General features: G+C 60.4%; 21 protein-coding genes and 1 riboswitch. Of the genes, 13 read left to right on the forward strand and 8 right to left on the reverse strand.

Going from position 1 to position 21,774, the window contains the following annotated elements:
* Positions 1-19: 19 nt before the first annotated feature.
* Positions 20-250: riboswitch (cobalamin riboswitch) on the reverse strand.
* Positions 251-355: 105 nt separating this feature from the next.
* Positions 356-1,474, reverse strand: a complete 1,119-nt coding sequence (gene ald / locus NPX02_RS11380) for an alanine dehydrogenase (RefSeq protein WP_260293700.1) — start codon at positions 1,472-1,474, stop codon at positions 356-358.
* Positions 1,475-1,875: 401 nt separating this feature from the next.
* Between ald and NPX02_RS11385 the strand changes: the two genes are divergently transcribed.
* Positions 1,876-2,763, forward strand: coding sequence for an ABC transporter ATP-binding protein (locus NPX02_RS11385; protein WP_260293701.1), 888 nt, complete (start codon positions 1,876-1,878; stop codon positions 2,761-2,763).
* 3 nt (positions 2,764-2,766) lie between these two features.
* The gene (locus tag NPX02_RS11390; protein WP_260293702.1) at positions 2,767-3,771 is read left to right on the forward strand and encodes an ABC transporter permease; all 1,005 of its coding nucleotides are present in this window, start codon (positions 2,767-2,769) and stop codon (positions 3,769-3,771) included.
* Between the two features lie 134 nt (positions 3,772-3,905).
* Here NPX02_RS11390 and NPX02_RS11395 read toward each other — a convergent pair whose 3' ends face one another.
* On the reverse strand, positions 3,906-4,334 hold the full coding sequence (locus NPX02_RS11395; protein WP_260293703.1) for a c-type cytochrome: 429 nt from the start codon (positions 4,332-4,334) through the stop codon (positions 3,906-3,908).
* 179 nt (positions 4,335-4,513) lie between these two features.
* On the opposite strand from NPX02_RS11395, the gene sigZ reads away from it, so the two are divergent.
* Both sigZ and NPX02_RS11405 read left to right on the forward strand, forming a co-directional pair.
* The gene (gene sigZ, locus NPX02_RS11400; RefSeq protein ID WP_260293704.1) at positions 4,514-5,071 is read left to right on the forward strand and encodes an RNA polymerase sigma factor SigZ; all 558 of its coding nucleotides are present in this window, start codon (positions 4,514-4,516) and stop codon (positions 5,069-5,071) included.
* Positions 5,072-5,154: 83 nt separating this feature from the next.
* Positions 5,155-5,949: an arsenite methyltransferase gene (locus NPX02_RS11405; protein WP_260293705.1), complete on the forward strand. Its 795-nt coding sequence runs from the start codon at positions 5,155-5,157 to the stop codon at positions 5,947-5,949.
* Between the two features lie 64 nt (positions 5,950-6,013).
* On the opposite strand, the gene NPX02_RS11410 is transcribed toward NPX02_RS11405, so the two are convergent.
* The 4 genes from NPX02_RS11410 to NPX02_RS11425 form a co-directional block, all read right to left on the reverse strand.
* Positions 6,014-6,454 carry a PaaI family thioesterase gene (locus NPX02_RS11410; protein WP_260293706.1) on the reverse strand — a complete coding sequence of 147 codons (441 nt, stop codon included), beginning with the start codon at positions 6,452-6,454 and terminating at the stop codon, positions 6,014-6,016.
* A 336-nt stretch (positions 6,455-6,790) separates the two neighbouring features.
* On the reverse strand, positions 6,791-7,396 hold the full coding sequence (locus NPX02_RS11415) for a DNA-3-methyladenine glycosylase I (protein WP_260293707.1): 606 nt from the start codon (positions 7,394-7,396) through the stop codon (positions 6,791-6,793).
* 131 nt (positions 7,397-7,527) lie between these two features.
* On the reverse strand, positions 7,528-8,832 hold the full coding sequence (locus NPX02_RS11420; protein ID WP_260293708.1) for a type II toxin-antitoxin system HipA family toxin: 1,305 nt from the start codon (positions 8,830-8,832) through the stop codon (positions 7,528-7,530).
* A complete protein-coding gene (locus tag NPX02_RS11425) occupies positions 8,826-9,152 on the reverse strand; it encodes a helix-turn-helix domain-containing protein (protein WP_260293709.1) in 327 nt (108 codons plus the stop codon). Before NPX02_RS11425 ends, NPX02_RS11420 begins: the two co-directional genes overlap by 7 nt.
* Before the next feature lie 447 nt (positions 9,153-9,599).
* Between NPX02_RS11425 and NPX02_RS11430 the strand changes: the two genes are divergently transcribed.
* The 5 genes from NPX02_RS11430 (at position 9,600) to NPX02_RS11450 (ending at position 15,937) form a co-directional block, all read left to right on the forward strand.
* Entirely contained in the window at positions 9,600-11,501 is a 1,902-nt protein-coding gene (locus NPX02_RS11430; RefSeq protein ID WP_260293710.1) for a TOL_0244 family TonB-dependent receptor, read from the forward strand.
* A 7-nt stretch (positions 11,502-11,508) separates the two neighbouring features.
* A complete protein-coding gene (locus tag NPX02_RS11435) occupies positions 11,509-12,066 on the forward strand; it encodes a TOL_0243 family YfiR-like periplasmic protein (protein ID WP_260293711.1) in 558 nt (185 codons plus the stop codon).
* Positions 12,063-13,682, forward strand: coding sequence for a sensor histidine kinase, YfiR-like protein-associated (locus tag NPX02_RS11440; protein WP_260293712.1), 1,620 nt, complete (start codon positions 12,063-12,065; stop codon positions 13,680-13,682). Before NPX02_RS11435 ends, NPX02_RS11440 begins: the two co-directional genes overlap by 4 nt.
* Positions 13,682-14,119, forward strand: coding sequence for a response regulator (locus NPX02_RS11445; protein ID WP_335342553.1), 438 nt, complete (start codon positions 13,682-13,684; stop codon positions 14,117-14,119). The genes NPX02_RS11440 and NPX02_RS11445 overlap by 1 nt, the downstream gene beginning before the upstream one ends.
* Positions 14,120-14,209: 90 nt before the next feature.
* The gene (locus NPX02_RS11450; protein WP_260293713.1) at positions 14,210-15,937 is read left to right on the forward strand and encodes a putative bifunctional diguanylate cyclase/phosphodiesterase; all 1,728 of its coding nucleotides are present in this window, start codon (positions 14,210-14,212) and stop codon (positions 15,935-15,937) included.
* Positions 15,938-16,146: 209 nt separating this feature from the next.
* Here NPX02_RS11450 and NPX02_RS11455 read toward each other — a convergent pair whose 3' ends face one another.
* On the reverse strand, positions 16,147-16,905 hold the full coding sequence (locus NPX02_RS11455) for a PEP-CTERM sorting domain-containing protein (protein ID WP_260293754.1): 759 nt from the start codon (positions 16,903-16,905) through the stop codon (positions 16,147-16,149).
* Between the two features lie 535 nt (positions 16,906-17,440).
* On the opposite strand from NPX02_RS11455, the gene NPX02_RS11460 reads away from it, so the two are divergent.
* The 4 genes from NPX02_RS11460 to NPX02_RS11475 are packed head-to-tail and all read left to right on the forward strand — an operon-like array spanning position 17,441 to position 21,092.
* Entirely contained in the window at positions 17,441-19,018 is a 1,578-nt protein-coding gene (locus tag NPX02_RS11460) for a PAS domain-containing sensor histidine kinase (RefSeq protein ID WP_260293714.1), read from the forward strand.
* Position 19,019: 1 nt separating this feature from the next.
* Positions 19,020-19,394 (forward strand): response regulator, encoded by a 375-nt coding sequence (locus NPX02_RS11465; RefSeq protein ID WP_260293715.1) that lies wholly within the window; start codon positions 19,020-19,022, stop codon positions 19,392-19,394.
* Positions 19,391-20,587, forward strand: a complete 1,197-nt coding sequence (locus tag NPX02_RS11470) for a SpoIIE family protein phosphatase (protein ID WP_260293716.1) — start codon at positions 19,391-19,393, stop codon at positions 20,585-20,587. The genes NPX02_RS11465 and NPX02_RS11470 overlap by 4 nt, the downstream gene beginning before the upstream one ends.
* A gap of 1 nt (position 20,588) precedes the next feature.
* Complete coding sequence (locus tag NPX02_RS11475) at positions 20,589-21,092, forward strand: STAS domain-containing protein (RefSeq protein WP_260293717.1); 504 nt, start codon at positions 20,589-20,591, stop codon at positions 21,090-21,092.
* A gap of 97 nt (positions 21,093-21,189) precedes the next feature.
* Here the strand turns inward: NPX02_RS11475 and NPX02_RS11480 are convergent, their stop codons facing one another.
* Positions 21,190-21,774, reverse strand: coding sequence for a hypothetical protein (locus NPX02_RS11480; protein WP_260293718.1), 585 nt, complete (start codon positions 21,772-21,774; stop codon positions 21,190-21,192).

A 21,774-nucleotide genomic window follows, 5' to 3' on the forward strand; every position in this document is an offset into this window, starting at 1 on the left:
CGGCGCATCGCCCGCCGCGATGCCAACTTTGCCTCAGGTCGGTCTCCGGGCTTGCGAGTGGTGTGACCACCGGGCGGATCGCCTTCCCACGTAATCGCTACGCAGTGGCCGTGTGATGCGCCGTGACTCGCTTACCGTTGCGGGGGCAGCGCCGGAATTGTCCCCTGACCGGGCAGGTCAGTAACGCACCGGCTTCCCGTTTCATCCCCTGGATGGATACCTTGGGGACACCTGAAGCAGACGTTGGAAGCTAAAGCAATGCCAAAAGGGTGTCAAGAAACGGCCCCGGGATCGGCGCTCCCGGGGCGCCCTATAGGGCGGGCCATGCCCGCCATTTGCGGGGCTGCTGGCGGGCTCACAGCGCCAGCGCCTCCCGGGCCGGCAGATAGTCGTAACCCAGGGCACTGGCCACGGCTTCGTAGGTGACACGCCCCTTGTGCACATTCAGCCCCTCCAGCAGATAGGGATCATCCGCCAGGGCCAGGGGGAAGCCCTTGTTCGCCAGCGCCAGGGTAAACGGCAGGGTGGCGTTGTTGAGCGCGAAGGTGGAGGTGCGAGCCACCGCGCCGGGCATGTTGGCGACGCAGTAATGGACAATGTTGTCGACGATGTAGGTGGGATCGGCGTGGGTGGTGGCGTGGGAGGTCTCGAAACAGCCCCCCTGGTCGATTGCCACATCCACCAGTACCGAGCCGGGACGCATGCGTCCCAGCATCTCGCGGGTCACCAGCTTGGGGGTCGCCGCCCCCGGCACCAGCACCGCGCCGATCACCAGGTCGGCGTCCAGCACATAGGCCTCCAGCGCCTCCTTGGTGGAGTAGATGGTGTTGAGGCGGCCGCCGAACTGCAGATCCAGCTCCGCCAGCCGTTCGATGGAGCGATCCAGCACCGTGACGTGAGCTTCCAGCCCCATCGCCATGCGGATGGCGTTGGTGCCGACCACGCCGCCGCCGATCACCACCACATTGGCCGGCGCCACACCCGGCACCCCGCCCAGCAACAGGCCCGCGCCGCCGTGAGACTTCTCCAGACACTGGGCACCGGCCTGAATCGACATACGCCCCGCCACTTCGGACATGGGCACCAGCAGCGGCAGGCCGCCGCGCCGGTCGGTCACGGTTTCATAGGCGATGGCGGTGACGCCGGCATTGACCAGCAGTTCCGTCTGGTTGGGATCGGGCGCCAGGTGCAGGTAGGTGAACAGCAGCTGGCCCTCGCGCAGCAGGCGGCACTCGGAGGATTGTGGCTCCTTCACCTTCACCACCATCTCGGCCCGGTCGAACACGCTTCTGGCCTCCGCCACGATCTCGGCGCCAACCGCCCGATAGGCGTCATCATCCATGCCGATACCGGCACCGGCCTCACTCTCCACCACGACCTGATGGCCATGGAGTGTCAGCTCACGCACACTGGCCGGGGTCAGGCCCACCCGGAACTCGTTATTTTTGATCTCTCTCGGCACACCAATCAACATACTGGTCTCTCCCCGTCGTTATGGTTTGGATAAATTCCGTGAATAAAAGTCGTCCCCCGATAGGTGAAATTTAGACCATTCCGCCCACTTTTTTGCGTTAATTTTTGCCTCGCCCGGGATACGCCAGGCGGATGTGAAATCCTGCGATTATGCCGCGGCCGACGGAATATCCCCCGCCACCAGCAAATGGCTTACAATGATCGATCATTTAGGGCCTGGAAAGAAATAACTGTTACTGATTGCACCGGCCACAGGTTTTATTGAAGAGGCCTTTTGCCTTCAAGGCACGGCGAGGCGCGCATAGTCGTTCTATGTAAGTCTTGCCGTAACGCCGAAGGCGGACGAAAAGACCAGCCAGATGTGATAGTTATTTGTTGACAGGTCCGTAGGTCGGAGTTTTCATGAGCAGCATCCTGCAGGTCGACAATCTGGTCAAACACTTCGATGGCGTGCAGGCGGTCAATGGCGTCAGCTTCTCCATCGAGCGCGGCAGCTGCTTCGGTCTGCTCGGTCCCAACGGTGCCGGCAAGACCACCACGGTGGAGATGTTGGAGGGGATCATCACCCCGACCCGGGGGGAGATCCGCTACAAGGGAGAGCCGACCGGCGTGGCGTTCCGCCATGAGGCCGGTATCATGTTCCAGGAGACCGCGCTGCAGGAGTTTATCCGGGTCGGCGAGATCCTGGAACTGTTCAGCCGCTTCTACCCGCACACCCGCCCGATCGACGAGCTGATCGAGCGCTGCGCCCTGGGCGATTTCCTCGACCGCGACGTGCGCCGCCTCTCCGGGGGCCAGCGTCAGCGACTGCTGCTGGCCATCGCCCTGATCAATGACCCGCAGATCGTCTTTCTCGACGAACCCACCACCGGCCTCGATCCCCAGGCGCGGCGCAACTTCTGGCAGCTGGTGAACGACATCAAACGGGAGCAGAAGACCCTGATCCTCACCACCCATTACATGGAGGAGGCGTATGAGCTGTGTGACGAGATCATCATCATGGACCACGGCAAGATCATTGCCCAGGGTTCACCCCGGGCGCTGCTGAAAAAACATTTCGACCACTCGGTGATCTGCCTGCCGGCCGGCGAGGTACCGGAATCACTCGACAGCGACAGCCGGATGCGGCTGCACCGGGCGAATGGCCAGGTGGAGATCCTGAGTGACAATATCACCGCCTCCATCGAGCTGCTGATCGCCCGGCAGGTACCCCTGACCCATCTGCAGATCCGCTCCCGCACCCTGGAGGATCTGTTTCTGGAACTGACCGGCCGCGAGCTGAGGAGCTGAACCATGGGATTCCGTCGCTTCCTGGCCGTGCTTTCGGCCCGCAACCTGGAGTTCCTGCGCGACCGCAGCGCCCTCTCCTGGAATATTGTGTTGCCGGTGCTGATCGTGTTCGGCTTTGCCTTTGCCTTCTCCACCGGGGGTCAGACGCTGTTCAAGGTGGGGCTGTTCGGCCAACCGCAGCAGGCGCCCGGCATCGAGCGCTTTCTGCGTCTCAAGCACATCCAGTTCATCCCGGTGGAGAGCATCGCGTCCGCCATCCCCAAGGTGGAGCGACACCAGTTGGACATGTTGCTGGAGACCGCCAGCGGCAGCTACTGGATCAACGATCAGTCGGCCAACGGTTATCTGCTGGAACAACTGCTGGCGGGGGGCGAGAACCGCTTTCACAAACAGACCGTCAGCGGCGAGGCGATCCGCTATGTGGACTGGCTGATCCCCGGAGTACTGGGGATGAACATCATGTTCAGCGCCCTGTTCGGCGTCGGTTACGTGATTGTGCGCTATCGTAAAAACGGCGTGCTGAAACGGCTCAAGGCGACCCCCATCACCGCTTTTGAGTTCCTCTCCGCCCAGGTGGCATCGCGGCTGTGGCTGATCGTCGCCGTCACCACCCTGGTCTATGCCGGTACCAACCTGTTGGTGGGGTTCCGTATGAACGGCTCCTATCTGACCCTGTTCCTGGTGCTGGTCATCGGCACCTTCAGCATGATCTGCCTGAGTCTGATCATTGCCGCCCGCCTCTCCAGCGAGGAGACCGCCAACGGCCTGCTGAACATGATCAGCTGGCCGATGATGCTGCTCTCCGGGGTCTGGTTTTCGCTGGAGGGCTCACCGGAGATTATCCGCCAGCTGGCGCAGGTGTTTCCGCTCACCCACATGATCGACGCCGCCCGCGCCGTCATGATCGACGGCGCCGGGCTGCTGGATATTGTCCCGCACCTGCTGATCCTGCTGGCCATGAGTGCGCTGTTCATGACCTTCGGGGCACGCAGTTTCAAGTGGGAATAGTTGATTTACCCTGGCAAGTGAGCCGCACACCGGGTTATTTACCGGTATTTTCCACAGTCAGAACAAAGCCCTTGTGGATCTGCTGATGGACATAGGTCAGCACGTCCCAACGCTGCCGCTCATTCAGAAGCTGGTTAAATGCGGGCATTGCCGAATTGGCCGATTTGAACGGTTCCACCGCCCCCCCCCTCACTCACGCGCCAGAAGAGATAGGCGTCACTGATGCCGTCCTTGGCATGAAAATGCTTACTGAGGTCAGCCGGCCGGTGGACCAGACCACCCGCCAGCGGCCCGTCGCCGATACCGGATACACCGTGGCACTGGGCACACTGCTGGGCGAATACCGCCATGCCCCTGACCACCGCCTGTGGGTCATCCCAGTCGGGGTTTCGCTTGTCGGCGTAGGCGTGGGGGGGGGTCACCCAGGATTCGTGCCCGTGACGCTCCATCTGTTCCGCATGCTCCTCGCGGCCTTCCATGTGCCCGGCCTCGGTTCCCATGCTGTGCTCACCCCGTTTCTCCATATGCATCTCTTCGCTGGCCAAGGGCAGGGTTGCAAACAATAGGGATCCCATAATCAGGGTTATACTGATGGGATTCAATATTCCACTGCGTGTCATGTCGTATCACCTCCAAATCAATCCCCTACAAGTAATAATGTTAGCAGTAATAGCTGCATCGGGACTGCAAATCGATTCATAATCAACGATGCGGTTCAACCAATTCGCGGATCAGGCCACCCATGAACGACTTTTGGCAACAACACAAAGAGCGGCTGCGCGGCTATGTCGCCCGGCGCGTCCGGGAGCGGGATGCCATCGACGATATTCTCCAGGATGTCTATCTCAAGGCCCACCTGAGCCTGCCCACGCTCAGGGCGAAGGGCAAACTCACCCCCTGGCTCTACCGCATCACCGCCAACGCCATCGCCGATTACTACCGCGCGCTACCGGCCACCGCCCCGCTACCCGCCGCCCTGGCCGACGAGTTGCCGCAGGAGCGGCCCGAACCCGACCATGTCGCGGAACTGGCCGGGTGCCTGCAACCGCTGATCGCCGAACTGCCGGAAATCTACCGCCGCGCCCTGCAGCTGTCGGAAATCGACGAGCTGCCGCAGAAGGCAGTGGCCGAGCGCCTCGGTCTCTCCCTGTCCGGGGCCAAGTCGCGGATCCAGCGCGGCCGGGAAAAACTGAAGGCACGGCTGCTGGCCTGCTGCGATGTGGAGTGCGAACGCGGCCGCATCGTCGGTTACTCACGCCGCGACGACCAGGGCGGCTACTGTGACAACGAATGCAGCTGAAATCCGTTGCGTCTTTTTGCCCTTTCTTCCGTCTATGGGTTATTGGGCGGCAATTGCCGCACTTCCAACAACGGGAGAGACCCATGGACAAAGTGAAGCATGATGAAATACGCCAGGCGGTACGACAGCAGTACGGCCGTGTGGCCAGCGGCGAAGGCAGCGGCTGTGGCAGCGCCTGCTGCGGTGCGCCGGCAACCAGTGTGGAGAGTCTGTCGCAAGGGCTCGGCTACAGCGCCGAGGAGACCGGCAGCGCCCCCCCGGGCGCGAACCTGGGCCTGGGCTGCGGAAACCCGCAGGCCATCGCCGCGCTCAAGCCGGGTGAGGTGGTACTCGACCTGGGCAGTGGCGGCGGCTTCGACTGTTTCCTGGCGGCGCGTCAGGTCGGCGACAGCGGCCGGGTGATCGGCGTCGACATGACCGCGGAGATGATCTCCCGGGCACGCCGGAACGCCGAGCAGGGCGGCTACCGCAACACCGAGTTCCGCCTCGGGGAGATTGAGCATCTGCCGCTGGCCGACGCCTCGGTGGATGTCATCATCTCCAACTGCGTGATCAATCTCTCCCCGGATAAACCCCGGGTGTTCGCGGAGGCCTACCGGGTACTGAAACCGGGCGGCCGGCTGGCCATCTCCGACGTGCTGGCGCTGGCCGAATTGCCGGAGACGATGCGCCAGGATCTGGCGCTCTACACCGGTTGCGTGGCCGGCGCCTCACGGGTGGCGGAAGTGGAAGCGATGCTGCGCGAGGGTGGCTTTGAGCAGATCCGCATCACGCCGAAGGACGAGAGCAGGCGCTTCATCCGCGACTGGGCGCCGGGGACGTCGGTGGATGATTACGTGGCATCGGCCAATATCGAGGCGGTGAAACCCCTAACCTGAAGGTGCATCGGCGTGGGCGCGTCCGGCGTGCCCACGCCATCCAAACTGGTTGGTTCCTGGAACCTTATCCCCTTCCCCCCTTTGGCCAGAGAATCATCTGGGTACAGCGGAACAGGGCAATCTTGCGACCACTGGCCTCATCCGACACGACCGCATCCCAGACCTGGGTGCTTTTTCCCAGATGTTGCGGTGTCGCGTGGCAAACGATACTCCCCTCCTTCACCGTACCGAGGTGGTTGCTTTTCAACTCGATGGTGGTGAATGACTCCGCCCCATCCGGCAGGTGCGCGATGGTGGCATAGCCGCAAGTCGTATCGGCCAGCGCCACAACACTGGCCGCATGCAGAAAATTGTTGGGGGCGAAGTGGAGCTTCTGCACCGGCATGCGGCTGCGCAGGCTGTTGGCCGCCAGTTCCACCATCTGGATTCCGAGGAACCCGGGCAAGTATTCGGTTCCCCGCTGGTTCAACAGCTCGATCGAAACATCCGCTCTCAGCTTGCTCACATCTATCTCCTTTCGGCGGATTTTCCGGTAGGCGCATCCACCATTGCCGCGGTTGATGCGCTGTCGCTTATCCACCCACAAAAGTTCTTCAACACTCGAATGGCACTTAACTTAAGCCAAGAACCACCGTCATCCCGGCGCAGGCCGGGATCCAGACTGCTTAATGGTGGCGGTATTCCTGGATTATTCGCTTCGCTCACCCTTCGGGCCGACTTTCAGTCGTTCAACGCGCTTCGCGCTTTTGTCCGGCCTGCGCCGGAATGACGAAAATCCTGCAATTCGCCTTAAGTAAGTGCCATTCCTTTAACACTCTAACTTTATTTTATAGAAGGACTACTAGGGCCGCGTAAAACGCTCGCGCGCACGTTCCACTTTATCTCGGATAACGCAGGGCCCGACATGATCGTTGATCAATCCCATGGCCTGCATGAAGGCGTATACGGTGGTCGGGCCGACAAACTTCCAACCCATCTTTTTCAACGCCTTGGACAGGGCGACCGACTCATCCGACGTTGAGGCGGTTTGCGGCGCCGCCAGCTTTTCGGCTGGAGGTTCATAACGCCAGAAAAAGGCGGCCAGGGAGCCCTCCTGCTCCACCAGCTCCTGGGCACGCTTCGCATTATTGATCACCGCCTCGATCTTGCCGCGATGACGCACGATACCCGCATCCTGCAGCAGGCGATCCACATCGCGCTCGGTAAAGCGGGCCACCTTGTTGAAATCAAACTGGTGGAAGGCCGTGCGGAAGTTTTCCCGCTTGGCCAGGATGGTGCGCCAGCTGAGGCCCGACTGGAAGCCCTCCAGGCAGAGCTTTTCAAACAGGCGCCGGTCATCATCCACCGGGTAGCCCCACTCGTGGTCATGGTAATCCAGAAACTCCGGCGCGGCGCCACACCATCGGCAGCGGGGTTTGTTGTCCTGGGCGATAAAAGGCTCAGTCATCACGGGCTCCTCGATTAATGCCGGTTCAATCCAACAGGAATTTCAGGCGCTCCGCCGCCTGCTGATTCCATTCATAGTAGCGTAGCATTGCAAGGTGACGGGATAGTCTTTTCCCCACTCCAACCGGCGCATCAGGAAAAAACCAGGCGGTGATGCTTGCCGATGGCCGCCGCGAAGAGCTCCGGCACACCCGCTTGCGCCGCGTAATCCGGCCAGCGGGAGACCACCTCCCGGACCGTTTCGATAATGTCCCGGGCCTCCTGGCCAAAGGTGGCCGCGGGGGCCAGCAGGTCCGCCAGGAGGAAGTGATCGCGTTTGCCGTTCAGGGTCATCTGATGACTTCCGACCCAGGGCGAATCGGGCCGATAGCTGTAGGCCAGATCAAACGCCGGAGCCAACCCCCAGCCGCCCCCCTGGCGGCGGATGAAGCCGACATTTTTCGGGTGGTCATCCTGATTGCGGGCGACGATGTTGAACACCATGCGCCGGTACATCTCGAGCGCCGTCTGCCGATCCAGGCGCAGGCGGCGCATCAGGCCGAACAGCTGCTCATAACTGTAGTGCCCGGGCCTTTTATAGTCCGCGTGATCCATGGCGCAGAGCGACTGGAAATGGAGCTTCTCGTTGCCGACCCGATCGAAGCGCCGGGTCATGAAATGGGCCCGTTCGCCCTCTTCCAGCAGTTCGCACGAAGAGATCCGGATGCCCGCATCCCGGGCCATCAAATAATAGGCGTACTCCATGCGGCCATACCCCTGCGGATCGCCGAAGGTCTGATGGCTGCGGTTGCTGTCCACCACGCCATCGAATTTGAGGATGAAATGCTCAAAGCCCTCGGGACAGTCCACTTGCCCGCTGCGCAGTTCGGTACGCTCCCGGTTGACGGCGATCACCGCCTTGGCCCGCGCCCCACCGGCGGAGGTACCCACCTGAAACAGCGACTCCAGGCCATCACCGCGCTGCTCCCGGTCTATCGCCACCTGCAGGGCAGCGCGACCGTCGATCACCTGCTGGGCCATCGCCACCAGGGCATCGACCCGCAGCGGGGCGGTCCGGGTCAGGGCCTGGTCGAACTCCGGGTGGTACTCCAGCGCGCCCATTCCGCGGCGCCCGGTGTAGAGCAGGCGTTCCACCGGGGAGAACGACCCGGGGTCGCGCCCCTGTTTCGCCAGCCAGGCATCGATCACCGCATTGCCGAAATCGTCCGGCAGGGTATCGGCGAAGGCGGCCGGCAGGCCGCGGTAGGTGGCGTAGGGGAGCTCGCTGAACAGGTACTTGCGCCGCCCGAGCGGCAGTCGGATGGGCGAAATCTCAACCCCTTTACGCAGCCAGCCAGGGGCGTATTCAAAGGCGCTGAAGCCGGTCTCCTCGTTGTAGGCCAGGGCACCCACGAGTTCGCCCCACAGCATCACCCGGGCGACCTGATGCGTTACCATCCGAGATCCTCCTCAGCGTTCGGATCCTGTTTGCGCGCACCGGCCCCGGACGCCCGCTGGCGCTGGCGCCCCTGCAGCTCCAGCAGAGCCATGGGGCTAAACGGGGTCTCCGGAATGAAGCGATCCACCAGCTCCAGCTGACCGAGCACCCGCAGGATGCCGATCAGGGTGGCAAACTTGCCTCTCCCCTTGATCGCGGCACGGTAGGTCTTGGTGGTGACCCCCAGCTCCCCGGCGATACTTTCCTGGGTGATATCCGCCTCCAGTCGCAGCTGCTCGATGCGCCCGCCCAGCTCCGCGGCAATTGCTTCGTCGCTCATGGAATACAGATTTGTAACAGGCATATATTTACCTATAAGTAACTATTTATAGCAATTAAGAGTAAATGCTTACCTATAGTAGTACATAAAACGAACGAAGGGTGTAAATATTGTTTAAGGGTATTTTTATATCTCTAATACCTAATTTTTGCTATTAAAGCATATTATTTTACCTTATGACAGAAAAACTCAGCCATAGGTTGAATTAAGTTACCAGGCTTTATTTGTGGTATTGGGCAATCGGTAATCCCGGCCATTAAATAGGCTGGCAATTCCTCACCGGTCGTCTATACATTTAGTTCTAGATCGACTCAGGGCGTTTCCGCCTGTTCGGGATCGTGACTGTCACGGTCGGCGGAAAAGGGCGTTTATGCTTCTTATACCCTCTATGTCTGGACGCTTGTTATGCTGGCAAGGATTTCACGGAAGAGCCGCGCGGATACGGCATTGCCATACCGCTGCCCAAAACGGCCGCTTGTTCATTACCTCAGCCTGCTGTTGACCGCAGCGCTGCTGCTGCCCGCGCAGGCCGGGGCCGACAGCGCTGCCAATGCCACCAACGAACTGATCGAACTCAGCCTCGAGGAGCTGGCCAACCTGACGATCAGCTCGGTGTCGAAAAGACCCGAGAGCCTGTCCGATGCCGCCGCATCGGTATTCGTCATCACCGCCGAGGATATCCGTCGCAGCGGTGCTACCAGCCTGCCCGAGGTCCTGCGCCTGGCGCCGAACCTGCTGGTCGCCCGCGTCGGTGCCGACAGCTACGCGATCAGCGCCCGGGGCTTCAATTCCACCACCGCCAACAAGCTGCAGGTGCTGATTGATGGCCGCATCGCCTATACACCGCTGTTTTCCGGTGTGTTTTGGAATGCACAGGATGTGCTGCTCGAGGATGTCGAGCGTATCGAGGTGATCAGCGGCCCCAACACCACCACCTGGGGCAGTAATGCGGTCAATGGCGTGATCAATGTGATCACCCGCTCTGCCGCCTATACCCAGGGTACCCTGCTGGCGGCGGGGGCCGGCAATCTCGAGCGCGGCGCGGCGGTGCGCTATGGCGGCGCCCTGCAAAGCGGCGGTCATTATCGGGTCTACGGCAAGGGTTTCCGGGTCGAAGAGTCGCAGCGGGAAAGCGGCCGCGGGGCCGGTGACGGCTGGCACAAGGGCCAGGCCGGTTTCCGCGTCGATACGCCGCTGAATGGAAAGCTGACCCTGCAGGGCGATGCCTATGAAGGCCGGCTGAACCGGCAGGCCGAGGATCGGGACGAGATCCGTGGCCTCAACCTGCTGAGCCGTTGGCAGCATGAGCTCGGGGATGATGCGACACTGGAGCTGCAGGCCTACTACGACAGGACCGAGCGCGACATTCCCGGCCAATTCGCCGAGACCTTGAATATCCTCGATCTCGAACTGCAGCACAATTTCAGGTTGGGCGAGCGGCAGATGATCGTCTGGGGCCTGGGCCATCGTTCGGCCTGGGACGATGTGACCAACTCGGCGCTCCTGGCCTTTCTACCGGCCAAGAAGCGCCTGCGCTGGAGCAACCTCTTCGTGGAGGACGAAATCGGCCTGCGGCCGAACTTGCGGCTCACCCTTGGCGGCCGGTTGGAGCACAACAGCTATACTGGCCTGGAATTCATGCCCAATGCCCGGCTGGCCTGGAATATCACGCCGCAGGATCTGCTCTGGACTTCGCTGGCCCAGGCGGTGCGCACGCCGTCGCGACTGGACCGCGACTTCTTCGTTTTCGTGCCATCGCTGCCACTGGTCGGTGGTCCGAATTTCGAATCCGAGACCGCGGATTCGCTCGAGCTTGGTTACCGCGGCAACCGCTTGGGGCGGTTCAACTATTCGTTGACCGCCTTCTATCATGACTACGCTGATCTGCGCGCGCTCGAATCGGTCGGTGATGGCAACCTGGTGCTCGGCAACGGTATCGAGGCGCAGATCTACGGGCTCGAGGCCTGGGGCGATTTTCAGGCCACCGAGCGCTGGCGCCTGAGCGCCGGCGTCCTGCTGCGCGAGGAAGATCTCGATCTTGAGCCCGGCAGTATCGAGACCTCGCAGGGCAACGACCCGTCGAACCAGTGGCTCTTGCGGTCCAGCCTGAATCTCGGCCCCGCCCACGAGCTCGACCTGACGCTGCGCCATGTCGGCAAGCTCTCCAACCCACAGGTGCCCGCCTATACCGCCCTGGACCTGCGTCTGGGCTGGAAACCCACGTCCAATGCCGAGCTGTCCCTGTCGGCCTGGAACTTGCTCGATCCATCGCATGGCGAGTTTGGTGAGGGTACTTCGCGCAACGAAGTCGAACGCAGTCTTTATCTTGAACTGCTGCTGAGGTTCTGAAGTGGTGATGAAACGACCGGCTGCGCTGATGATCAAACTGTTCTGGCTGAGTCTCTGCCTGGTGACGGTGCCCGCCGCCTCCGCACAGGAAACAACGCCCGAGGACCGCATCAAGGCCGCCTTTCTGTACAAGTTCAGCCTCTACGTCGAATGGCCCGACGCGGCCTTTGCCGGGCCCGCCGATCCGATCGTGATCGGGGTCGTCGGCGATATCGCCATCGCCAAGGAACTGCAGCGGGTGATCGTCGGCCGTTACGTCAAACAGCGGCCACTGCAGGTGCGCTTTTACCGGAACGACATCGCCCCGGCGGGGGTCCATCTGCTATACGTCGATGGCAGAGACGGGGCCGCCCGACAGACAGTTCTCGAGCGCCTGCAGGACAAGCCGGTGCTTCTGGTTACTGACGATCCCGGCGGACTGGCAACCGGCAGCAGCGTCAATTTTGTTGTCGAAGGCGACCGGGTCCGCTTCGATATCTCGCTGATTGCCGCCGAGGCCCAAAAGTTGCGCATCAGCTCGCAGTTGCTGGCGGTCGCGCGTCAGGTACGGAGGGCGCAACCATGATGCGGCGTCTCGGTTTGAATCAGGGGCATCCGGCGCACGACTCGTCGGCGCAGGACAGGACGCCCGGCGTGACAGGCCGGTCCGGGAAGCAGAACTTCGGACTGCGTTCGATCCGCCACAAACTGACCCTGGGCGTACTGCTGACGACGGTGACGGCGCTGTTGATTTCGGGATCCATCATCATCGTCTACGACCTAGGGGACTTTCGTGAACGTACTCAGCAGGATCTTCGCACCCTGGCTGACCTGATGGGCCAGGCCAGTGTGGCGGCCCTGCAGTTCGACGATCCCGGGGTCGCCGGTCAGCAACTGGCGCTGCTGCACCTGCGCCCGCAGATACTGGCCGCGGCGATCTACCGGTCCGATGGCGCACTCTTCACCCACTATGCCGCTGCGGACATCGAACCCGCTGTGCTGCCCGAACGGCCGGGTACGGCGGATTTTCGTAGCGTCGAAGGCCAACTGGGTCTGTTCCAGCCTATCCAGTTCGAGAACGAGCTGCTCGGCTCCGTTTATCTGCTGGCGGACTTTCCCTATAACGAACGGCTATTACGTGATATCGGCATCGTCCTCGGCGTGGCTCTGCTGGCGCTGGTGATCTCGATGCTGGTCTCGCTGTGGATCCAGACACGCATCACACGCCCGGTACTTCGGGTGACCGAACTGGCACGGAAGGTGGTCGAACAGCGGGATTACAGCCTGCGTGCCGAAGGCACCACCGACGACGAAATCGGCTATCTGGTGCAGGCCTTCAACGACCTGCTGTCGGAAATCGGCCGGCGCACCAAGGCACTGGAGTCCGGCAACCGCCGGTTGGCCGAGGAGATACGCGAGCGCATCGAGGCCAGCCAGGAGGTCGGACGGCTGAATGCCGAACTCGAGCAGCGGGTGCTTGAGCGCACCGCAGAACTGGAAAATGCAAACAAGGAGTTGGAGGCCTTCAGTTACGCGGTATCGCACGACCTGCGGGCGCCGTTACGCTCCATCGACGGCTTCAGCCAGGCCCTGCTCGAGGACTACAAGGCGAGGCTGGACGATATCGGCCAGGACTATCTGAGCCGGGTACGCCTGGCGGCCCAGCGCATGGGCGTACTGATCGATGACCTGCTGAACCTGTCCCGCGTCAGCCGGACGCAGCTCGATCGTGAGGTGCTGGATCTCAGCAGCATGGCCGAGGAGATCGTGGCACAGCTGCGGGAAAGCGACCCGAAGCGCGCGGTGGAGGTGCGGATCGGCGCCGGACTGAGCGGCTACGGTGACGCAAGGTTGATCCGGGTGGCGCTGGTAAACCTGCTCAACAACGCCTGGAAATACACCGGCAAGCACAGCCAGCCCCGGATCGAATTCGGCCTGCGCGATGCCGACGGTCGTCCCAGCTACTTCATCGAAGATAACGGCGCCGGCTTCGACATGACCTATGCCGGCCGGCTTTTCGGCGCCTTTCAGCGCCTGCATGATGCGCGCGATTATCCCGGTACCGGGGTCGGTCTCGCAACGGTCCAGCGCATCATAAGCCGTCACGGCGGTCAGATCTGGGCCGAAGCGGAAGTTGACCGGGGCGCGGTCTTTTATTTCACGCTGCCGCAGCCCCCGGAGACGATAACAGGAGATGGATGATGATGCACAGCAAACCGATACTGCTGGTGGAGGACAACGCCGATGACGAGGTCCTGGCCCTCAGAGCCCTCAGCAAGAGCAATATCAGCAATCCGATCGTGGTGGCCCGGGACGGCGCTGAAGCCCTCGATTACCTCTTCGCCCAGGGTCAGTATGCCGATCGGGACAGCCGCGACCTGCCCGCGGTGGTACTGCTCGATCTCAAGCTGCCGAAGATTGACGGCTTGGAAGTGCTGCGCCGGATCAGGGGCAACGAGCAGACGCGAGTGCTGCCCGTGGTCATTCTCACTTCGTCGAGACAGGATGAGGATCTTGTCAGCAGCTATAACCTGGGCGCTAACAGTTATGTGCGCAAGCCGGTGGACTTCATCGAATTCGTCGCGGCAGTGGGCCAACTGGGTATTTACTGGCTGCTGTTGAATGAACTGCCCTATTAGGACCTGATCGATGGCGACCCTGAACCTGACCCGGCCCGACCACAGCACCGGGCCGGTACCTTTACAGGAGCAAGTACAGGAGCAAGGATAATGGACAGGATACCTTTGCAGGCGCTGATTATTGAGGATGTCGAGGACGATGCTCAGCTGTTGCTGCGGGAGCTGCGCCGCAACGGTTACGAGCCGGACTATGTCTGCGTCGACACCGAAGAGGCCCTGGCAGAGGCACTGCAGAACCCCTGGCAGATTGTGTTTTCAGACTTTACGATGCCCACCTTCGATGGAATCAAGGCGCTGCGGCTGGTACGCCAGAAGGATCCGGATGTACCCTTTATTTTCGTCTCCGGCACCCTCGGCGAGGAGACTGCGGTCGAGGCCGTCAAGTCGGGCGCCCAGGACTACATCCTCAAGGGTAACCTGCGTCGGTTGTCGGCCACGGTGCCCCGCGAGTTGCAGGAGTCGGAAACGCGGCGTCAGCGGCGTCTGGCCGAAAAACGCCTCCGCTTTCTGGCCAATTATGACGAACTCACCGCCTTGCCGAATCGTGCCCTGTTCGACAGGCGTCTCAATCAGTTGATCGAGCAGGCCCGGCGTCAAGGACTGAAGGTCGGGCTGGTGCAGCTCAACCTGGTTCGCTTTCGCGATATCAACAGTAGCCTGGGCCAGAACGCCGGCGATCAACTGCTCAAGAAGATTGCCCGGCGTCTGGTCAAATGTGCCAGGACGGACGACGTGGTCGTTCGACTGGCCGGCGACGAGTTTGCCCTGATCCTGCCGAGTCTGGTGCTGAAAAGCGATCTGGTGCAGAGCATCGGCAAACTCCGGAGGACGCTCGCCGCGCCTGTCACCCTATGCGGCTATGCTCTGCAGGTGCATGCCAGTATCGGCGTCAGTGTTTTTCCGGACGACGGCAAGGACGCGGAAGAGCTGCAGCGCAGTGTGGCCATGGCGATGCACAGGGTCAAAAAGGAGGGCAAGGGTGGCTGCCGGTTCTTCAAACCCGAGATCCGCGAGCAGCTGCACCAGCGCCTGAGCCTGGAACGGGACTTGGCACAGGCGGTGAAAGGCCAGCGATTCTCGCTCCACTACCAGCCCCAGGTCGAGCTCTCCAGCGGCCGTGTTGTTGCGGTCGAGGCACTGTTGCGCTGGACGCATCCAGACCGGGGGCCGATTTCGCCGGCCATTTTTATTCCGCTAGCCGAAGAGACCGGACAGATTCTGCCGATCGGGCAATGGGTGCTGGCAGAGGCGTGCCGACAGGTCAGTCACTGGCAGGCGACCGGCATATCACCGACACCGCGGATGGCCGTGAACCTCTCGGCCTTTCAGTTCCACCAGCGCAACCTGGTGGAGATCGTCAGCCGCATCATCAAACATTATCAGCTGGATCCCGAGCAGCTGGAGATCGAAATTACCGAGACGGCGCTGATGCAGGATCCGGATACGGCCCTGCAGATGCTGAAAAAGCTGCGCGACCTTGGGCTTTCAATTTCGCTGGACGATTTCGGCACCGGCTATTCGAGCCTGAGCTATCTTAAGCGGTTTCCGGTGAACGTGCTGAAGATCGACAAAACCTTTGTCGACGGTCTGCCCAACGACCTCGACAATGCGGCAATCACCCGGGCCATCATCGCGATGACGGAGCGACTGCGGCTCCATGTCGTGGCCGAAGGTGTCGAAACCCGGGAACAGCTCGAATTCCTGCACAACGAGGGCTGCGAATGGGTGCAGGGCTATTATTTCCAACGGCCGGTACCGGCTGACAACATCACCCCGCTGCTGACGCCGCCACCGCCCTTTGCCTCCCTGCTGCCCTGAAAGGTGACGAAGTCAGGCGTTACGCGTATCCCCTCAGCTGTTACCCGTAACGCCAGGTGATTAGCATCACGGCGCAGTCAATCGAATGTTGGTTGTCCCGGCTTTATTTTGCGTATTGCAGCGAATTATTTCAGCACATAAAAAAAGCCCCCGCCTCACGACGGGGGCCTCTTCACCCAAGTTGACGCCCTAAAGCTGGATCTTTTTATTCAGCTCGAAGCCTGTTTCCGTACACGCCAAGCCATACCCAGCAAACCAATCGCCATCAGGGCGAGAGGAGCAGGAACTGGGACACCGGGAAGACTGCCCTGCTCCAGTAGAGCGTAACGCAGTTGTCCGCCAGCGACCAGAACTTCACCAATACCATTACCCCAGAAGGAGACCTCGGTAAAATCACCGGTATCATCAAAAGCCGCAACAAATATCTCAAACACATTAACGCCTGGATTATTCTGAGACGGGAATAAACCATCAGAGGTGGCAGTTGCACTTGCTACCAGGATAGGCGCTCCCCCATCAAAGGAGATAAACAGCTCAGTTACCGGGTCATGGCAACAGGTAGCCCAGTCGCCAATCTCAAAGCCAACCGCATTGACAGCGCTATCAAAGGTGAAAGTGATACCGCTATTAAAGTAGTCCAGTGGATCAGCACGCGGACCGGCGATGGGGGTGGTGGGGCCGGCCGGATTGATGCCAATCACCTGCCCCGACATGCTGCCATACGTGGTCGGAAATCCGCTGCCCCCATCATTTTGGGTGATTACATAGTCGCCACGATCGATACTGGTGCCACTCGACAAGCCGGACCATATATCAAAGTCTACCGTCGCGCCCGTTCCGGTTACCGTCGAATCAAAAGAGGCGACACCAGCCGAAATACCATCGAACACGGTAGCTATCGTTGCATTCGCTGTCGCACTGAGTGTCATCGCGGCGGCCACTACCACAAATTTATACTTTCTAATCATCACTGCAGTTCTCCCTAGCCATTTCTTTTGTCTTACTTGATCGTAAACAGACCCTGTCAGATTCAATAAGGCATTTACCGTGCCACCATCACAAACACCCTCTTCAAGTAACTGTAATTTATAATTTTTTAACTTTATAGATAGTCAGCATGCCGCCAAAAACCCTACGGCATTAGGGCGAACTGTAAAAAAACCAGACAATTATCATGGCCATCCGGGAAAAAAATACGAGAAAATACGCGAGAAAATACGAAATCCAGCGAACTACAGACATACAGGCCATCCACCATTCCCACCTCGAATACTCCCCGATAAATCCACCAGATTTGCCATGTCCACTTCGGACGCTTTAAGGCCAATCGTCTGGTGTTTACCATCACGTCACAGCCAATCGAGTGTTGGGTGTCCCGGGTTTGGGGTTTATATCTGAACCATTACCCGACAAATTTACTCAACTATACTCAAAATGTCCCGGCAGCGGGCTGGGGAAAGAGTGGATTATTGAGTCCAAACGGACGGGAATACGAGCGTAACGATGGATACCTCAGTAGACCAAGTACAGCGTGTTCGCTTCTGGAGTACCGATCCCAGGGTGCGGGGAATAGTGGACAATGTCGCCGACGCTGTTATCGCCATCGATATCCACGGCAATATCGAGATGTTCAATCCGGTTGCCGAGCGCCTCTTCGGCTATCCGTCGGAAGAGGTGATGGGGCGCAATATCAAGCTGTTGGCGGGACCGGACTACAGCCGGCATCACGACGAATATCTCGCCCGTTACCTGGAGACCAAAGAACCCCATATCATTGGCATCGGCCGTGAGGTGGAGGGACGGCGCAAGGACGGCACCGTCTTCCCCATCTACCTCTCGGTAGGCGAGATCGAGGTGGCGGAGTTCCATGGCTTTATCGGCATCATCCATGATCTGACAGCACAGAAAGAGGTGGAAAAGGCCCTGCTCAGCGCCCGGGCCCATCTCCAGGACATCATCGACTCCATGCCGTCGATCCTGGTCGGCGTGGATGAGAAGGGCATTATTACCCACTGGAACCGCTCCGCCGCGGCGGAGCGGGGTATGGACATCGGGGAGGGCATCGGCCAACCCCTGGTAAAGCTCTTCCCCTTCCTGGAGCGTCAACTGGGAGATATCAGCGGCGCCATCCGCGAACGCCATCCGGTGCGCAAGGAACGCCTCCCGCTGCAAAGCGGTAGCGGCAACCGTTTTATCGACTTGGTGGTCTATCCGCTCAGTTCTGCCGATGCCCTGGGTGGCGTGGTTCGTATCGATGATGTCACCGAGCGAGTCCGCATCGAGGAGATGATGGTCCAGACGGAGAAGATGATGTCGGTGGGGGGCCTGGCCGCGGGCATGGCCCACGAGATCAACAACCCGCTTGGGATCATCGCCCAGAGTTGCCAAAACCTGGTGCGCCGGCTCTCCGACGAGATCCCGAAGAACCGGGAGGTGGCCGATAATGTGGGCTTGGATCTGGAGGCAATGCGCCGCTATATGACCGAGCGCGGACTCTTTCAGTTTATTGCCGGTATGCAGGAGGCTACCGAGCGGGCGGGACGAATCGTGACCGAGATGCTCGCTTATAGCCGGCGCAGCACCTCGAGTTTCGTCCCGACCTCCTTGCCCGAACTGGTGGAGACCGTGTTGCATCTCGCCAGCCACGACTATGACGTCAAGAAAAACTATGACTTCCGGCGCATCACCATCGAGCGCGACTACGATGTCGGCTCCGACCTGATCTTCTGCGAAGCCATGGCCATCGAACAGGTGCTGCTCAACCTGCTGAAAAATGCCGCCCAGGCGATGGCCGGCAATCCACTGCAAACCTCTCCGACGATCACCCTGCGGCTGCGTGAGGAGGAACAGTGGCTGCGCCTGGAGGTGATCGACAACGGACCGGGTATATCGGCAGAGGTCCGTCACCGTCTGTTCGAGCCGTTTTTCACCACCAAGCCGGTAGGCATGGGGACAGGTCTTGGGCTCGCGGTAGCCTACTTCATCGTCACCGAGCAACACCATGGCCGATTGGAGGTGGATTCCATTCCGGGCAAGGGCTCAAAATTCACCCTGCGGCTACCTCGGCACGAGGAGCATTGAGATGGCGTCGGTACTGATTGTCGACGATGAGGAGCTGATCAGTTCCAATTTGGCGGCCTATCTGGAGGATGAAGGGCTGGAGGTTGACGTCGCCAATTCGGCCGAAGAGGCGTTGCGAAAGGTTGAGGCGGGACTGAGGGTGCAGGTATGCATCATGGACATGCGCCTGCCCGGCATGAACGGCGACCAGGCCTGTCAGGCGCTGCACCGGCAGGACCCCGGGATCCGCTTCCTGCTCCATACCGGATCACCCAACTATGTCATCTCCCCCGAACTCGGCGCCATCGGTATCACACCGGACCATCTCTACCGTAAACCGGTCACGGACATGACCAAACTGGCTGCGACCGTGCGCGCGCTCTGTGCCGGCCGATGAGCAATCCCGCCCCGACAGCCGCAGAGATCCGGATCCTGGTAGTGGATGACGAGAGTATGATCCGCTACAACATTGCCGGCTATCTGGAGGATTCCGGTTATTCGGTGTTCGAGGCGGAGGACGGGCTGCGGGCGATCGAGGCGGTAAACCGGCAACGGTTTGATCTGGTGTTAAGCGATCTACGCATGCCGGGTCTCGACGGGCTGGAGGTGATCGGGGAGCTGCACCAATACCATCCTGAGCTGCCGGTCATTGCCATCTCCGGTACGGGGGTGCTGAAGGATGCGGTGGATGCCCTGCGCGCCGGGGCCTGGGATTTCGTCGTCAAACCGATCCAGGACATGGCGGTGCTCGAACATGCCGTCGCCGCCGCCCTGGGAAAGGCGCAATTAATCCGCGACAACCACCGTTATCAACAGGATCTGGAACTGGCCAACCGCCGTCTGCAGGAGAGCCTGCAGCAGATGCGCGACGATGCCGATGCGGGACGTCGCATCCAGCTGCAGATCATGCCCGAGCAGGCGATCGACCTCACCCCCTACCGATTGAGCCACAGCCTCCTGCCCTCAATGGTATTGAGCGGTGATTTCGTAGACTACTTCAGTATCGATCGCGGCCACTTCGGCTGTTACCTTGCCGACGTATCCGGACATGGCGTCTCCTCCGCCTTCATTACCGTGCTCCTCAAGAGCTATGTCAACCGTCAACTCGAACGGCTGCACAAGGACAATGACCAAACCGTGCTGGAACCTGACCGGCTGCTCGCACGCCTCAACCAGACCCTGCTGTCGGACCAACTGGAGAAATATCTGACCATCTTCTATGCGGTCATCGACAGCGAGCGTAACCGGATCAAATACAGCATTGGCGGCCACTTTCCCAGCCCTCTGCTGTTCGACGGCACCCAGGCGGATTTTCTTCCGGGACGAGGACCACCCGTCGGGCTCTTCGCGGGGGCAGGTTACGCTACAGATACCCTGGACCTGCCGGAGCATTTCGCCCTTGCCGCCTTCTCCGACGGCATCCTCGACGTGCTGCCTCAGCCCACCCTGGCGGAGAAGAAACGGCACCTGCTCGACGCCCTGAACCATTTCGACCCCAGCGCCCAAAACCTGATCGAGCGCCTGGGATTGAGTGCGGGTCAAAGCTACCCCGACGACATCACGCTGCTACTGCTGACACGGGACGGTTAGAATGAATAAGGATTCCGCACGCTATGCCAAAGAGGGCGACACTCTGATCCTGCAGCTTTCGGGTAACGTCCGTCACCCACTGGCGCCCGCCCTCGATGCCCTGCTCAACACCACCTTCGCCGACAGCGGACTGACCCGTTACCTGATCGACCTCAATCAGGCCGAATCCATCGACAGCACCTGTCTCGGCATCCTGGCAGGTATTGCCAATCACTTGGCGCAGCGGGGAGAAGGCAAGCCGTTGATTGTCTCGTCCAACCCGGATATCACCGAGCTACTGCGGGTAGTTTGTTTCGATCAGCAGTTCCATATCCTGGGCGGCGACAGCCTCGAGACCACCGAACCGAAAGCCTTGGATACCCTGGCCGTGGACGAGCGCGAAATGCTGGACCTGGTCCTCTCCGCCCATCGCCGACTCTGCGCCATCGACGAACGCAACCGAACGGTATTCCAGGATCTGGTCACGGCATTGGAGGCCGAACAACGCCAAGGGAAGGACGGCTAGCCGGCGATGAGAGGATCGGTGAAACGCAACCTAACCTGTCGATCGGAACCGGTGGGTTAGGTCGCTCCTCCTTCGCCCATCCTACTCGCTACTGGGGTTAGCGTGCCAGCGCTTCACGAAAATCCTCGTCGTCAAAAAGCTTCGCTGCCAACGCCCTATAGAGCTCACTATATCGATTAATCGCCTCGGGTATTGCTATGGCACCCACAAAGGAAGACTTCCACCGGGAATCAACCGACAGCGTCTTTTCGAATACCCGTTTGTCTGCTTTATCCACGGTGAAATTCGCAGCCAGCTTTGCGGTCCCTGTCCCTATCGCCGCGTCTACCTGGCTGTCAGTAAGCTGTGCACCGATCAATATGTTGGAACTTTCATCATACAGTCCGGCGGCCTTCAGTTCAGCAACAACCACTCCCCTGAGGTGCTGGGAGAAACTGCCATTCGAACCCTGGAGCGACGAACCGCGCAATCCACCCAGTGAGCTGTCCATCTCGGGATTTCGATCAGGCGCAATACCGAATTTACCCACATTGGATGGCGCCAAATTGGCGATACGCAGCTTTTCCAGCGTACTCGGTGTAGCCGATGGAGGAGGCATGGCCACAGAGGCACAGCCGACGAGGCTCATTCCGATCAATCCAGCCAAAAATAATTTGATCTCACGTAAAAATACTGAGTTCAT

The organism is Sedimenticola hydrogenitrophicus (assembly GCF_025175675.1).
Lineage (GTDB): Bacteria > Pseudomonadota > Gammaproteobacteria > Chromatiales > Chromatiaceae > Sedimenticola > Sedimenticola hydrogenitrophicus.

Coding starts and splice junctions, on each gene's coding strand:
- ald (WP_260293700.1), bottom strand. CDS start 1,474: ATGTTGATTGGTGTGCCGAGAGAGATCAAAAATAACGAGTTCCGGGTG.
- NPX02_RS11385 (WP_260293701.1), top strand. CDS start 1,876: ATGAGCAGCATCCTGCAGGTCGACAATCTGGTCAAACACTTCGATGGC.
- NPX02_RS11390 (WP_260293702.1), top strand. CDS start 2,767: ATGGGATTCCGTCGCTTCCTGGCCGTGCTTTCGGCCCGCAACCTGGAG.
- sigZ (WP_260293704.1), top strand. CDS start 4,514: ATGAACGACTTTTGGCAACAACACAAAGAGCGGCTGCGCGGCTATGTC.
- NPX02_RS11405 (WP_260293705.1), top strand. CDS start 5,155: ATGGACAAAGTGAAGCATGATGAAATACGCCAGGCGGTACGACAGCAG.
- NPX02_RS11415 (WP_260293707.1), bottom strand. CDS start 7,396: ATGACTGAGCCTTTTATCGCCCAGGACAACAAACCCCGCTGCCGATGG.
- NPX02_RS11420 (WP_260293708.1), bottom strand. CDS start 8,832: ATGGTAACGCATCAGGTCGCCCGGGTGATGCTGTGGGGCGAACTCGTG.
- NPX02_RS11425 (WP_260293709.1), bottom strand. CDS start 9,152: ATGAGCGACGAAGCAATTGCCGCGGAGCTGGGCGGGCGCATCGAGCAG.
- NPX02_RS11435 (WP_260293711.1), top strand. CDS start 11,509: ATGAAACGACCGGCTGCGCTGATGATCAAACTGTTCTGGCTGAGTCTC.
- NPX02_RS11440 (WP_260293712.1), top strand. CDS start 12,063: ATGATGCGGCGTCTCGGTTTGAATCAGGGGCATCCGGCGCACGACTCG.
- NPX02_RS11445 (WP_335342553.1), top strand. CDS start 13,682: ATGATGCACAGCAAACCGATACTGCTGGTGGAGGACAACGCCGATGAC.
- NPX02_RS11450 (WP_260293713.1), top strand. CDS start 14,210: ATGGACAGGATACCTTTGCAGGCGCTGATTATTGAGGATGTCGAGGAC.
- NPX02_RS11455 (WP_260293754.1), bottom strand. CDS start 16,905: ATGATTAGAAAGTATAAATTTGTGGTAGTGGCCGCCGCGATGACACTC.
- NPX02_RS11460 (WP_260293714.1), top strand. CDS start 17,441: ATGGATACCTCAGTAGACCAAGTACAGCGTGTTCGCTTCTGGAGTACC.
- NPX02_RS11465 (WP_260293715.1), top strand. CDS start 19,020: ATGGCGTCGGTACTGATTGTCGACGATGAGGAGCTGATCAGTTCCAAT.
- NPX02_RS11470 (WP_260293716.1), top strand. CDS start 19,391: ATGAGCAATCCCGCCCCGACAGCCGCAGAGATCCGGATCCTGGTAGTG.
- NPX02_RS11475 (WP_260293717.1), top strand. CDS start 20,589: ATGAATAAGGATTCCGCACGCTATGCCAAAGAGGGCGACACTCTGATC.
- NPX02_RS11480 (WP_260293718.1), bottom strand. CDS start 21,774: ATGAACTCAGTATTTTTACGTGAGATCAAATTATTTTTGGCTGGATTG.